Here is a 14346-nt window from a genome sequence, read left to right on the forward strand (position 1 = left end):
ATTTAAATACCGCAGTTACACTCCCCTCCCGTTTGTAATCTTAATGTTAGTTTTTATTAACCCGACTTTTTTAAGTATAATCATTGGGTTCGTTATTGCTCTTTGCGGTGAAGCAATCAGGATATGGGCAGTTTCTTATGCGGGAAGCGAAACACGGACAACATCAGGAGTGGGAGGAACTTATTTAGTTACACAAGGTCCATATAGCATAACGCGTAATCCTTTATACATAGGGAATATTCTGATTTACACCGGCATCGGTGTAATGAGCAAAGCATTATTTCCATATCTTCAGATTGCAGGATTGATTTTTTTTACATTTCAATATTACTGCATCATCCTCAATGAAGAAGAATATCTTCAAAAAACTTTCAGGGATAAATTTCATATTTATACCGTAACGGTCAACAGATTTTTTCCGAAGTTCAAATTACTTCCGGAAGAAATAAAATCCGATTTACCGTTAGATGTTGCGGCGGGTTTAAAGTCGGAGCGCAGAAGCCTTCAGGCATTTTTAATTTTATCATCAATCATAATCATATATTTTCTTTTTAAAACTTTTTCTTCATAATGTCCGGTAAAGTATTCATAATTACGGGTGAATCTTCGGGTGAAATGTACGGAGCTGCCTTAATTAATGAGCTAAAAAAAATAAAACCGAATATTAAAGTTTCGGGTATCGGAGGAAAAAATCTTGAAGCAGAAGGAGCAGAATTGCTTCATCATTATAACGAAGTAAACTTTATCGGATTTTCTGCGGTTGTAAAAAATATTTTTAAGATTAAAAAAATTTTGAAAGACTGCGTCGATCATGTTTTAAAAGAACATCCGAGAGTAGTTATACTTGTTGACTTTCCGGGGTTCAATCTTAAGTTCGCATCAACCATAAGACAATTTTATAAAGGGAAAATAATTTATTACATATCGCCTCAGCTGTGGGCGTGGCATAAAGAACGGGTAAAATCGATTAAAGAAAATATCGATGAAATGCTTGTAATATTTCCCTTTGAAGTTGATTTTTATGCTAAAGAAGGTGTGCAGGCAAAATTTGTCGGGCATCCGCTGAAGGAAAAAACGGATGTATTTTTGAAAAACAGAACTAAGAAAACTAATTCATATAAAATTGTCACGATTATGCCGGGCAGCAGAAAGGAGGAAGTTGAACGAATCCTTCCCACGCTTCTTATTGCTTCACGTGAAATAAAGAAAAATATTAACATAACTATTAATATTTTATGTTCGGGAAACATTGAGAAAAGTTTTTATCAAAAATTTTTACAGGGCTATAATGTGAACTTAATTTACGATGACGGGACAAAGCAGATTGAGTTTGAAACAATATATAACTCCGATTTATTGTTCACAAAATCCGGAACTTCGACGGTAGAGTGTGCTTTGCTTGGATCACCTTTCTGCATTGTGTACAGAACCGGTTCAATGAATTATATTATCGGAAAAAATTTAATTAAGGTCGATAAAGTTGGCATGGTGAACATTCTTGCAAACAAGGAGATTGTAAAAGAGTTTATACAGAATGATTTTACGGTAGAAAACCTGGTTAAAGAAGGGATAAAATTACTTTCAGATGAAAATTATATTGCTGAAATGAAAAATAGTTTTGAGATTGTTAATAACATACTTGGCAAAGAACATGCTTCCCAAAATGCTGCAAAAATTATAAGCCAATATCTTTGAGCAAGATAAAATATTTCATTGGAAACAGCTTACTCCCCTTTTTTATAAACTTATATTTAAAAACTTTAAGAATATCCGTAAAAAACTTCCATAATGAGGACGGAATTTATATTTTTTGGCATTCAAAAATGCTTGCTGGATGGTATCTTTTCAGAAACTTAAAAGCTGCATCACTTGTGTCGCAAAGCAAAGATGGAGAGGTTCTTACAAAGATTTTAGATAAGTGGGGCTATAAAATAATACGCGGGTCGAGCTCGCGCGGAGGGAAAGAATCTTTGGCTGAGTTAATTGCAATTTCTAAACAGGGCTACAAAGCGATTGTTACTCCCGATGGTCCCAGAGGTCCGAAAGATGAAATAAAAAACGGGGTTTTAAAATTATCTATTGAAACGGGAAAACCAATTATTCCGGTTAAAATTATTTATAAAAACAAATTTATTTTGAATAAAAGCTGGGATAATTTTGAAATTCCATATCCGTTTTCAAAGTGTGAAGCCCAATTTGGAAAGCACTTTTATTATAATGAGTATAAATATGATTATGAACTTGATAATTTTAAAAAAGAAATTTCAAATTATTTATAATAATTTATAATTGAAATATTTCAGATTAATATTGCTCCCCTTTTCATTATTGTATGGTCTGATTATTTTTTTCAGGAATTTGTTTTATGATAAAAATATTTTTAAACCGGAAAGGTTTGACGTTCCGATAATATCCATTGGGAATCTTACCACGGGCGGCACCGGCAAAACTCCGCTTGTATTATTTATTGCTCAATTTTTTTTATCTGAAAACAAAAAAATCGGAATTGTTTCAAGAGGGTACAAAAGAGATTCGAAAGAAACTGAGATTGTATATGACGGGAAAAACTTAAGCGCAGTTGATGTTAGCGGTGATGAACTCTACATGATTGCCGATGAGCTTAAAGGCAATTATGGTGGGAATTTTTTTATTACCGCAGGAAACAATAAAATTGATGCGATTAAAAAATGCATCAACTTCAAACCGGATGTAATTATCTTAGATGATGCTTTTCAATCGAGGTATATTCATAGAAATCTTAACTTACTAATTATCGATGCGGAAGATTATTTTGAAGATAATTTTAGCTACAAATTTTTATTGCCTGTTGGGAATTTAAGAGAGTCATTTTCGAACTATAAACGCGCCGGCTTAGTTATTCAAAATAATAAGTCAACTGATATCAGAAAAAAGATAATTGATGAAAGCATTATTATGAATTACAAGATTGACGGATTTTATGATTTGAATGATAAAAAAATTTTGGCACATGAAAAAAATGTAATTGCATTCTGCGGAATTGCGCGACCGGTGGCTTTTTTGAACTCACTGGAAAAAACCGGTGTTAATGTTTTTGATTTTTATAAATATGAAGATCACAAAAAATATTTTATTAATGAATTGCTTGATTTATTTAGTAGATTTGATGTCAGAACACCATATGTTACGACCCAAAAAGACTCAGTTAAACTCAAACAATTTGCTGAGAAATTGAAAAATTTTAGAATATATTATTTGAAAATAGATGTAGAAATTGCAGATAATCGAGAATTATTTTACGATAAACTAAACCAGGTTTTAAAGTGAAAATCGGCATATCCAAATCAGACTCAAAGTTTGACAGATATCTAAAATGGCTGGATTTCTGGAAGGTCGATTATGCCGTTTTGGATTATGAAAGCAAAGATGATTTAGCAAAACTTGATGAATGCTCCGGGTTAATTTTAACCGGAGGAGTCGATATTTATCCGGAGCTTTATTGTGATTGGGATACGGTTGAAACAAGAGGGACTTACCTGCCGATGCGTGACGGGTTTGAGTTTAAGCTTTTGGAAAAAGCAATCAATGTGAAAATGCCTGTTCTTGGAATTTGCAGAGGATGCCAGCTGGTGAACGTGTTCTTCAGAGGTAGCTTGATATTTGACCTCGAGCAGATTCGCGGAGTAAACCACAGAAAGATTTCACAAACTGAAGACCGCATACATAAAGTCGTGATAAATAAAAATTCTTTATTGTTTGAAATAATGGGAATTTCCGAAACCGATGTTACAAGCTCACATCATCAATCGGTTGACCGTCTTGGTGAAGGTCTGATGATAAATGCAAAGGCTTCCGACGGGGTTGTTGAAGGTGTTGAATATCTAAACAAAGAGGATAAAGGATTTTTGGTTGCTGTTCAATGGCATCCTGAAAGATTTTTAGACTTCGAAGATATTGCATCCAAAAATTTATTGTTAAAATTTTTGAATGAAGTAAAGCTGTTTTATAACATGAAGATTATTAATGAGGTTTGAACTGAATAACAGATTTTCATACATAACGGGATTTTTATGTCTTGTCTTGTTTATCAGCTCATGCACAGCATCACGAGACCAGTCATCGGCGATATATTCGAAGTCTCTTGAAGAAGTTATTCAGGCAATAAATGAAAACGCTGATAGGATTGAAACCGTCGTTGCGGAGGGTTCTATTACGATTGATTCTCCCGAGATGTATAATTCGGGAAGCATAGAATTTGGAATCGCAAAGCCCGATTCCGCATATATAAAAATAAACGGACCATTCGGAATTTCGATTGCAAGAGTTAAAATTAACCGTGAAGATTTTGTTTATTATAATGTTCAGGAAAGCTATGTGATTAAAGGTTCATCGACCCCTATTAATCTCGGAGCGATACTCAGCATAAAGATTGATTATGATGATATGATTCATGGAATGTCGGGCTCGCTTAAGATTGAAAATAACGAAGGAGACAATATTATATTCAATGAACGGTCTTTGCTGTATGAAATTGTGAAAACATCTGCTGATGGAACTGTAAAAAAATATTTTATCGATAAAGAAACCGGGAATTTAATTAAATATACAGCTGATAATCAGGGCAACAGCATTGATGTTGAGTACATGGAATACTCACGTTCCGGCGGTATAAAATTTCCCGGAAAGATTTTTATTTACAATAAAGAAAAAAAACAAAACGTTATCATAGAGCTTTCGGATAAAATTTTAAATTCTGAATATCCTTATTTTAGAGTTAATTATCCCTCAAGCGCTCGAGTAATTCAATGGCAGTAATTAAAAAATATTGGATATTTTTGTTTTTATTTTCGTTCTGCTTTAGCACAGCAAAAGCGGATTACGATTTTGTTGCCGACAAGCTAAAACAAATTGAGAATTACAGACAGGACTTATATGAAATCGATAACATGCTTAAAGAAAATGATTTGTCGATTATTAATTATCAGCAGGAACTGGCGCAGATAAACGAAGAGCTTAGCTACATAATAAAATTCATAAATTATGTTGATAAGTCACAGATTGCGGATTATGATTTGATTGAAGATGAAATTGAAATAAGAAACTTAAAAGAAAAAGCAGACAATCTTAAAGAAAATTTAAAAAATAAAATAGTAAATCTTTACAAATCGGGGAAAATTTATGAAGACCAGCTTTTACTTTCATCAAAATCGTTAAATGACTTTAAAATACGTTTAACGTATCTAAATAAATTTGCCGAATCACGGAAAAAAGAATTTGATAACATTAAAGAAACTTATTATCTACTTGAGGATAAAAAACGGCTTTCATTTTTAAAGAGCCGGGAAAAACTTAGATATATTCTCGATAAAAAAGAAGACCAGAGGACTTTATCCGAGAAAAAAATTATTGTCGAAAATAACCTGCATGATTTATTGAACGTTAATGACAACCTTGTACGCCAGCGTGATAAAATATTAAATGACATTGCTGTATTGGAGAAAATTATAAATGAGAGATTTGTAAATCCTGTTTTCAAAATAAATCAGGTACCAAATTATCCTGATTCGAATTTTAGCCTGCTAAAAGGCAAATTAATATTGCCTGTGCAAAGCGTAAACATTATTGAAAATTTTGGAAATACGTTTAATAGATTAACCAAAACCAATTCTTTTAATAACGGAATGGATGTTTCGATTGCAGAAGGTTCGGATGTAAAAGCAATTGCAAATGGCGTGGTTACAGAGGTTACTTTTCTTCCCGTGCTCGGAAATATTGTTATTGTTGAACATGAAAACGGCTATAAAAGTATTTATGCAATTGTGAAAGATATAAGTGTAAATGTTGATGATGAAATTGTCGCGGGTCAGATAATCGGAAAAACTTCACAAAACTTCAGGGGGCAATCTTTTCATTTTGAGTTATGGAAGGATGATGTTCCTTTAGACCCGAAACAATGGCTGAGATTAAATTAAAAACCGAAATAGAAAAGTTTACTGTTTCTGTGATACTTACGATTTATAACAGGAAAGGATTTATTACACGTGTAATTGATTCTGTTTTAAATCAAACTTATAAAGATTATGAGCTAATAATTGTTGATGACGGGAGCACAGATAATGTTGAAGAAATTCTTTTCCCTATTTTGAAAGAACATCGTAATTTTAAATATATTAGACATTCAAATAGGAAAACAGCTTATTCATTAAATACAGGCATTTTGAATGCTGCGGGTAAATACATAACTTTTCTTGATTCTGATGATGAATATAAGAAAGAGCATTTAAAAACACGAGTTAATTTCTTTAAAGATCACAAAAAAGTTGATTTGATTTATTCTTCAGCGACGTTAGTTGGTGATGAAAAAGATTTTTTTGTTCCGGATGCACGGGATACGTCAAAAAAAATTCACATAAATGATTGCGTAATAGGTGCAACATTTTTCGGAAAGAAAAAAGTTTTTACCGTGCTCGGAGGGTTTAAAGACATGTATTCTTATGATTCCGATTTTTATAAACGTGCTAAGAAAACCTTTAAAGTTAAAAAAATTGATGTTCCGACATATGTATATTACAGGAATCACCCGGATTCGGTTATAAACCAATTCAGCAATTTGTTATCAGATGAATGATATGAATGGAAATATATCTAATGAAGAAATGTATATGTTCAGGTGCCTTGAACTTGCGAATAAAGGTGCGGGATATGTATCACCTAATCCGCTGGTCGGAAGTGTGATTGTAAAAGACGGGCAGATTATCGGCGAAGGATACCATGAAAAATACGGTGAAGCACATGCCGAAGTTAATGCAATCAATAATGCCAAAAGCAAAGGTTATGATTTGAAAGGAACTGAGCTTTATGTAAATCTTGAGCCGTGCTCACATTCGGGAAAGACTCCCCCATGCGCAAAGGCAATTGTGAGCGAAGGCATACAGAAGGTTTTTATAGGGATGCAGGACCCTTATGAAGAGGTGAACGGCGGCGGGATAAAAATTCTCGAAGATGCGGGGATTGAAGTCAGTGTTGGTATATTGAAAGAGCAATGCGAAGAGATAAATAAATTTTTTATAACTTTTGTTACGAAGAATCGTCCGTATGTTTCATTGAAGATAGCACAAAGCATTGATGGAGTTATTGCTTTGAAGAATCACGAATCGAAGTGGATTACGGGAGCAGAATCGAGAAAGTATGTTCATTATTTGCGAAGCATTTATGACGGGGTTTTGGTTGGAAAGAATACTGTTAAACACGATAATCCTTTCCTTGACGTTAGAGATGCTGAAGGAAGAAATCCATATAGGATTATAATTGATAAGGCAAATGAACTTCCGAGAGATTTGAATGTTTTCAAGAATGATGATGGGAAGACAATTTTGATTACCTTTGTGAGTTCGGATGAGCAGAATACAAAAGAAGTGTGGCTTGAGTCTCGAAATGGATTTGCGGTTGAAGATATTTTGAAGAAACTTTATGAAATGAATATTGCAAGTGTTTTGATAGAAGGCGGTGCGCATACTTTTGCTAATTTTTTGAAGAGTGATTTATATGATGATATTTATTTTTTTGTTGCTCCGAAGATTTTAGGAGAAGGAATACGAACATTTAATGATTTAGGAATAGATTCTTTAAATTCAGAAAGTAAATTAAGAGCAACTAATGTTTTTAAATTAGAAAATGATACATTAATTTATTGCAGAAAATAAAATGTTTTCAGGGATAATAGAAATAACAGGATTAGTAAAAGATAAAGTCAAACACGGTTCGGGGATTGCGTTTCAGGTTGAAACAGCTGATAAGAATTTCCTTAAAGGTATAAAACCCGGGAGCAGCATTGCAATTAACGGTGCGTGCATGACGGTTGAGAAAATTCAGAAAAATAATTTTGAGTTTACGACAATAAAAGAATCGCTTTCAAAGACAAATCTCGGTTTGCTTGAGAAAGGCAATTATGTGAATTTAGAAAAACCACTGCAATTGAACTCATTTATTGACGGACATCTTGTGCAGGGACATATCGATACAACGGGGAAAATTGAAAAAATAAAAGACGTTAAGCAAAGCAGGGAATATTTTATTTCATTTTCAAAAAAATTTAAAAATTTTATAATTTATACCGGCTCGATTACGATTAACGGAACAAGCCTGACGATTGCAGAAATTGCAAAAGAAGGCAAAAAAAATATTACAGTTAAAGTTGCGATGATTCCTTATACGCTTGAGCATACGATATTCAAATACAATAAGGAGAAAGATGTTGTTAATATTGAGTTTGACATGGTCGGAAAATACATTTCAAAAAACTTAAATAAAAAATAATATGGCATTTGAATCAGATAAAACAATGTTTGAGATTTACCGCGAAAAAGATTTTAACAGAAAATTCAGGTGCATTATTTATACAGAGCTGAATGAGCATAACAAACATTCTGAAATCAACAAAGCAATGGATGGTGAATCTGTATTTGATGGTTTCTTAAAAGATTTAACCAAGAAAGAAGGTAAAAAAATTTTAGCTGACATTATTAATGAGATGAACCAAAGAGAAGAAGCTTATTCGCAAGAAGAGATTAAAGAAAGACTGAAAGAGTTTTTAGTTTAAGAACTTATTTGAATTTTTTGTTAATTATTTCCGCGATGTTTTTCTCATCAATTGCATTCATGCACTCCAAAGTTCCGAGCGGACAGGCAGTTCGACCGTGAATCCCGCAGGGACGGCAAGCCAAGCCGTTAATTTCAAAAACCATATCATTCTTTCCAAAGGGATAAAATCCGAACTGCGGAATTGTCGAGCCGAAGATTGCATATACGTTGGTTTCAACAGAATTGCCGATATGCAATGGAGCCGAATCGTTTGTGATAAGAATTTGCGAACGCCTAATTGCTTCTGCTGATTCGAGAATATTTAACTTCCCTATCAGGTTTATTAAATTTGAATCAGGGTAATTTGACTTCAAATACTCTCCTATTGAAATGTCATCCTTACCGCCAATTAAAATTATTTTAATCTGATTATCTAAGCTTTGAATAAGTTTTAAAAACTTTTCCTGTGGGAAACGTTTTGTAAACCATGCAGAGCCGGGTGCGATGGAAATTATCTTATCGTTTGATGAAATATTGTTTTGTAGAAATATTTCATCGATTTTTTTTCTTTCAGTTTCACTTATATAAATATCAGGTTTAATGATTTGTGTTTCGTTAATGCCGAGAGGTTTTAGCAATGATAGATTTCTCTGAATCTCATGAATGTCCTTTTGATATGGTATTTTTATTTTATATAATGAGCGGAAAGCAGAATTATCAAATGCAATTGAGTACTTAGCAGAAGTAAAATAAGTTATCAATGTGCTTCGTGCCGAGCGGTGCGGTGAAATGATTAAATCGTATTTGTTTTTTTTGAGCTTATTGGTAAGATTAAATAACTTCCCTATTCCTTTATATTGACGCTTGTCATATAAAATAACTTCGTTTATATCAGGATTATTTTTAAGAACGCCGGCAGTTTCAGGAATGCAAAGAAAATCAATCTGCAAACCGGGTTTATGTTTTTTTAAAACCTGAACAAGAGGAAGCGTGAGGATTACATCGCCGAGAAACGCGGTTTGTATGATTAAAACTTTATTTATTTCATTAAGATTAATCATGTCAGTCATTCCTCATGTGCTTGAATCTTTTATGAAACCATAGCCATTGCGAAGGATTTTCACTGACAACTTTTTCGAGTGAGGTCTGCAATCGCTGAGTAATATCGATTGATGAATCTTTTTGCTTATCGTAATTTATTTTTTCAAGATAAATGTCATATGAATAATCATCGTTCCGAATACCATAGCCGAAAATAATATCTGCATCGAATCTCAAGGCAAGCTTAGACAGCCCTGCGAATGTTGCAACTTTTTTCCCGAAGAAGTAAACATATTCAGAATAATCGGGATGCGCTGACTGGTCAATTAGAAAAGTTAAAATCGATTTTGGTTTTACTGCCGTAAAAACTTCGCGAAGTGATGAACCTGTTTGAATAATATTGTTTCCCGAAAGGCATCTGTAACGGTTAATAAGCTTATTCAATCCGGTGCTCGCCTGTTTTTTGGCGATGATGTCGAGCTCTTTATTAAAAAAATAAGGAGAAGCAAAAGCAGTTAGCTCCCAATTCGAGAAATGCCCGCTTGCGAGCATAACGGGTTTGTTTGCATTCAGACTCTTCAGCATTAAATCGGGATTTTTAAAATGGACAAAGCTTTTGGTTCCGGTTTCATCAAGTTTTGGAAAATATAAAAACTCGAACATATCGATGAATAGATTCTTATAGCATTTTTTTACGATGTCTTTTTTCCAATGTGAATCTTTTTCGGGAAAGCAGATGTTGAGATTATCTAATGCAACTTTCTTGCGAATTGGTATGACATAAAAAAAAATTAGTCCAATGAAGCTTGCTGTTCTCTGGACTAATTTTAATGGAAATAATCGGACAAAAAAACTTAGGGATTTAAATAATATTTGGCTTACATAGTCAGTCAAATAATTATTTTTTAGATGGGTTCAGCGAAGAGGGTTCCCGAATTAGCTTTTGTTATCTTAACTTTTATAGTATCCCCTATATTGAAAGCTTTTTCTTCAACAAGCTCGCCATTTTCATTTACAAAACTTTTATGTTTCGGGACAATAACGGATTTATTGCAATCTGTTCTGCCCATATAGTAATCATCGGATTTTTTACTCAGCGTTTCGAGTATTATTTCTTTTTCTTTTCCGATTTGCTCTTTATAAAGCTCATAAGAATGCTCACGCTGTAAAGAAATTATTTCATCAAGACGGCGTGTTTTGGTTTCAGGGTCGATGTCATCTTCCATTCTAAATGCCTTTGTGTTCGGTCTGCGTGAATAAGTGAACATATAAGCGCCGTCGTATTTAACTTCTTTCATCACGTTCATTGTTGCCTGATGGTCTTCTTCGGTTTCAGTCGGAAAGCCGCTGATTATGTCAGTCGAAAGACCGATGTCAGGCATGAGCTTACGAGCTTTTTTCATGACATTCATGTAATGCTCGACGGAATATTCGCGATTCATTAGTTTTAAGATTCTATCAGAACCTGACTGCACAGGCAAGTGAATATATTTGCAGATGTTTTCATGCTCAGCCATTGTATAAAGAAGCTTATCGGATAAGTCATAGGGATGTGAAGTTGTATAACGGACTCTCATCTGCGGCACAGCTTTTGCGACATTGGCAAGCAAGTCAGAGAAATCGTATTCCTCATAGCGATATGAATTCACGTTCTGACCAAGAAGCCAGATGTCTTTTATGCCTTCATCATATAATCTTTTTGCTTCATCAACAATGCTCGAAAGCTTTCGGCTGCGCTCGCGTCCGCGTGTGAACGGCACAACGCAATATGTGCAGAACTTATCACAGCCGCGCATGATGGTTATCCATGCGGAAATACCGTCGCGTCTGATTGGAACGATGTCATCATAAGTTTCAACTTTAGAAAGTTTAACAGCAATTCCCTTTTCACCTGTCTCGAGAGCATTATCAATAAGATGCGGGACTTTACGGTATTCATCAGGTCCTACGATTAAATCTACAATCGGTTCGTTTTCAAGAAGCTCCTTACGCATGCGTTCTGCCATACAGCCAAGAATACCGACAACCATGTTCGGATTTTTTTTCTTGAACATCTTCAATGCTTCGAGACGATTAAAGATTTTTGTCTCAGCGTTTTCGCGAATGCTACAGGTATTCAGTAGAATAACATCCGAGTTATGTATGTCTGTTGTTTCGTTATATCCGAACTTGCTCAAAACGCTCAGAACTATTTCCGTGTCGGAATAATTCATCTGGCATCCGTAAGTTTCGATATAAACTTTTTTATCGTTATCTGATTTATCGAAGCTTTGCCTGGTTGCTTTCGCTTTGTTATCTAATATTAAGCTGTTTAAGTCTATCATTACTTATTTAAAACTACCGGGATGACCCAAAGGGTTCCCCCCGCCTTCGCAGGAATGACTTCAAAAAATTTATCTCGCGTACATTTTAAAATCTCTAACTGATAAGTGATATATATGCCCTGTGCAAACAGACGAATTTAATATCATTCGCAGATACACTTCTCCGTTATAATCAGGTGCCGGAATTTGCCAATGACTTATTTCCGAAAGTGACTTACCCTGTAAATACATAAGATAGTTAGAAGCCCCCGGGTAATATACCTGTATGAGAGCTAAGTCCGCATCAGTAGAGTTTGAAAATTGAAACAACAAACTATCATATTGCGCAAGGTCATGTGAGCCCAAGCTAAATGTTCTAATCTGAGAAGCAGAACAATCACCCCGGAGACTATCAACTAACCCAGGCTTTTCATAAATCACTTGAAAGAACGGTGACGGTGTAAAGATTTTATCCGTGCATGAATAAATTGCAACGGAAAGAAAAAGCAATATTAAAAGGTTAGCTTTTAACATTAATTTTGTGTTCAGCTAAAAATGATTTAACCGTTTCAGAAATTCCCTTTGCATCGAGATGAAGCTCTGCCTGAAGCTCCTCAGGTTTTCCGTGTTCGATGAATTTATCAGGAATGCCGTGTATCATAATATCATTTTTGAAATTATACTGCGCTGCAAACTCAACTACCGCGCTTCCGAATCCGCCTTTAATAGTGTTATCTTCAATCGTGATAACTTTGTTAAAGCGTTCCAGTATATTTAACAATAATTCTTTGTCCAAAGGTTTCACAAAACGCATATTAACGACTTCGACATTGATGCCTGATTTTTCAAGAAGCTCTGCAGCATGCATTGAATTTTCAACCATGTTTCCTATTGCAAGAATTGCAACATCATTTCCCTTTCTGACGATTTCACCTTTTCCGATTTCAAGCTTTTCAAAATCTTTTATCTCGACACCAAGTGCGTTTCCGCGAGGATAACGGAGAGCAATCGGTCCGCGTTTATACTGCGTTGCGGTATAAATCATATTGCGAAGCTCCTGTTCGTCTTTCGGAGCCATGATTACCATACCAGGAATTAAACGCAGGTAGCTCAAATCAAATGAACCGTGATGCGTTGGTCCGTCAGCGCCGACAAGTCCGCCTCTATCAAGAACAAAAACTACAGGTAATTTCTGAATTGCCACATCGTGAATAATCTGGTCAAAAGCTCTCTGCAAGAATGTTGAATAAATTGCGCAAACAGGTGTAAATCCTTCCGTTGCAAGTCCTGCGGCAAATGTAACGCCGTGCTGTTCAGCTATTCCAACATCGAAGTATCTGTCAGGCAATTCTTTTTGCAAATGGTTTAATCCCGTTCCGTCAGGCATAGCAGCAGTAATACCGATTATCTTATCGTCTTTTTTTGCAAGCTCGATTAATGCTGTTCCGAAAATTTTTGTATATGCAGGAACAGTAGATTTTTTATGTTCAATGCCTGTTGTCTTATCAAATGGTGTCAATGCGTGAATCTTCTGCGGATGCGCATCTGCATAAGAAGGTCCTTTTCCTTTTTCAGTTACAACGTGAAGAAGAATAGGTCCTGAGAAATTTTTAATTTCTTCTAAAGTTTTTACAAGGTTAACTACGTTGTGTCCGTTGATTGGTCCGAAATATCTGAAGCCGAGAGACTCAAACAACATTCCCGGAGTGATAACGCCTTTTAGTCCGCCTTCGATTTTTGCAGCAACGTGACGCAAACGGTCGGTTGTTTTTTTATCAAATGAACCCGTAAGCTCCCAGACTTTTCCGCGGAATTTGTTGTAAGTATCGTTAGTTAAAATGTCGGTAAAATAATTTTGTATTGCCCACACGTTTGGAGCAATCGACATTTTATTATCATTTAAAATTACGACTATGTCCTTTTTCAGTAGTCCGATGTTGTTCATCGCTTCATAAGCCATACCGCCTGTCATTGAGCCGTCACCGATTACAGCAACGACTTTGTAATTTCTTTTCTGGAAATCACGAGCGGTTGCAATACCAAGCGCTGCAGAGATAGAAGTTGTTGCATGACCTGCGCCGAAAACATCGTATTCGCTTTCGCTGCGTTTGAGGAAACCGCTGATGCCGTCTTTCTGACGGATGGTTTTCAAGCTGTCGCGTCTGCCGGTTAAGATTTTATGAATGTATCCCTGATGTCCTACATCCCAGATAAGCTTATCATCGGGAGTATTATAAACATAATGAAGCGCAAGGGTAAGCTCGACAACGCCAAGCGATGCGCCAAGATGCCCGCCGATTTGTGAAATAACGTCCATCAAGTACTCGCGAATCTCATCGGCGAGCACACGCAAGTCCATGAGGTTCAACTTTTTTAAATCGTTAGGATAATCTATATCCTTTAAAAATTTCGTCTTTGATAAATCGAAATCTTTATGTTCCAT

The 14346-nt window shown here is 35.1% G+C and carries 16 protein-coding genes; 11 read left to right on the forward strand and 5 right to left on the reverse strand.

All coding sequences use genetic code 11. From position 1 onward, the window contains the following. The first annotated feature begins 43 nt into the window (after positions 1-43). The 11 genes from VHP32_10495 (at position 44) to VHP32_10545 (ending at position 8578) form a co-directional block, all read left to right on the forward strand. Positions 44-571, forward strand: a complete 528-nt coding sequence (locus tag VHP32_10495; GenBank protein HEX2788326.1) for an isoprenylcysteine carboxylmethyltransferase family protein — start codon at positions 44-46, stop codon at positions 569-571. Further along, the gene (gene lpxB / locus VHP32_10500; protein ID HEX2788327.1) at positions 571-1695 is read left to right on the forward strand and encodes a lipid-A-disaccharide synthase; all 1125 of its coding nucleotides are present in this window, start codon (positions 571-573) and stop codon (positions 1693-1695) included. Before VHP32_10495 ends, lpxB begins: the two co-directional genes overlap by 1 nt. 128 nt (positions 1696-1823) lie before the next feature. Then, positions 1824-2279, forward strand: coding sequence for a DUF374 domain-containing protein (locus VHP32_10505; GenBank protein ID HEX2788328.1), 456 nt, complete (start codon positions 1824-1826; stop codon positions 2277-2279). Between the two features lie 31 nt (positions 2280-2310). Next, complete coding sequence (gene lpxK / locus VHP32_10510; GenBank protein ID HEX2788329.1) at positions 2311-3306, forward strand: tetraacyldisaccharide 4'-kinase; 996 nt, start codon at positions 2311-2313, stop codon at positions 3304-3306. After that, positions 3303-4013 (forward strand): gamma-glutamyl-gamma-aminobutyrate hydrolase family protein, encoded by a 711-nt coding sequence (locus VHP32_10515; protein HEX2788330.1) that lies wholly within the window; start codon positions 3303-3305, stop codon positions 4011-4013. The genes lpxK and VHP32_10515 overlap by 4 nt, the downstream gene beginning before the upstream one ends. Next, complete coding sequence (locus VHP32_10520) at positions 4003-4794, forward strand: DUF4292 domain-containing protein (GenBank protein HEX2788331.1); 792 nt, start codon at positions 4003-4005, stop codon at positions 4792-4794. Before VHP32_10515 ends, VHP32_10520 begins: the two co-directional genes overlap by 11 nt. Further along, a complete protein-coding gene (locus VHP32_10525; GenBank protein ID HEX2788332.1) occupies positions 4785-5951 on the forward strand; it encodes a peptidoglycan DD-metalloendopeptidase family protein in 1167 nt (388 codons plus the stop codon). The genes VHP32_10520 and VHP32_10525 overlap by 10 nt, the downstream gene beginning before the upstream one ends. After that, positions 5933-6607: a glycosyltransferase family A protein gene (locus tag VHP32_10530; GenBank protein ID HEX2788333.1), complete on the forward strand. Its 675-nt coding sequence runs from the start codon at positions 5933-5935 to the stop codon at positions 6605-6607. Before VHP32_10525 ends, VHP32_10530 begins: the two co-directional genes overlap by 19 nt. Before the next feature lies 1 nt (position 6608). Next, on the forward strand, positions 6609-7682 hold the full coding sequence (ribD, locus tag VHP32_10535; protein ID HEX2788334.1) for a bifunctional diaminohydroxyphosphoribosylaminopyrimidine deaminase/5-amino-6-(5-phosphoribosylamino)uracil reductase RibD: 1074 nt from the start codon (positions 6609-6611) through the stop codon (positions 7680-7682). Between the two features lies 1 nt (position 7683). Next, a complete protein-coding gene (locus VHP32_10540; protein HEX2788335.1) occupies positions 7684-8295 on the forward strand; it encodes a riboflavin synthase in 612 nt (203 codons plus the stop codon). A gap of 1 nt (position 8296) precedes the next feature. Next, the gene (locus VHP32_10545; protein ID HEX2788336.1) at positions 8297-8578 is read left to right on the forward strand and encodes a hypothetical protein; all 282 of its coding nucleotides are present in this window, start codon (positions 8297-8299) and stop codon (positions 8576-8578) included. A gap of 4 nt (positions 8579-8582) precedes the next feature. Here VHP32_10545 and VHP32_10550 read toward each other — a convergent pair whose 3' ends face one another. From VHP32_10550 to dxs, 5 genes are all read right to left on the reverse strand, one after another. Beyond that, on the reverse strand, positions 8583-9629 hold the full coding sequence (locus VHP32_10550) for a glycosyltransferase family 9 protein (GenBank protein ID HEX2788337.1): 1047 nt from the start codon (positions 9627-9629) through the stop codon (positions 8583-8585). Further along, entirely contained in the window at positions 9622-10494 is an 873-nt protein-coding gene (locus VHP32_10555; protein HEX2788338.1) for a hypothetical protein, read from the reverse strand. The genes VHP32_10550 and VHP32_10555 overlap by 8 nt, the downstream gene beginning before the upstream one ends. An 11-nt stretch (positions 10495-10505) precedes the next feature. Then, positions 10506-11924, reverse strand: a complete 1419-nt coding sequence (gene miaB, locus VHP32_10560) for a tRNA (N6-isopentenyl adenosine(37)-C2)-methylthiotransferase MiaB (GenBank protein HEX2788339.1) — start codon at positions 11922-11924, stop codon at positions 10506-10508. A 69-nt stretch (positions 11925-11993) separates the two neighbouring features. Further along, positions 11994-12437, reverse strand: coding sequence for a hypothetical protein (locus VHP32_10565; GenBank protein ID HEX2788340.1), 444 nt, complete (start codon positions 12435-12437; stop codon positions 11994-11996). Continuing rightward, positions 12424-14346: a 1-deoxy-D-xylulose-5-phosphate synthase gene (gene dxs / locus VHP32_10570; protein ID HEX2788341.1), complete on the reverse strand. Its 1923-nt coding sequence runs from the start codon at positions 14344-14346 to the stop codon at positions 12424-12426. Before dxs ends, VHP32_10565 begins: the two co-directional genes overlap by 14 nt.

This window comes from Ignavibacteria bacterium (assembly GCA_036262055.1).
Classification (GTDB): Bacteria; Bacteroidota; Ignavibacteria; order Tepidaquicellales; family Tepidaquicellaceae; genus DATAJP01.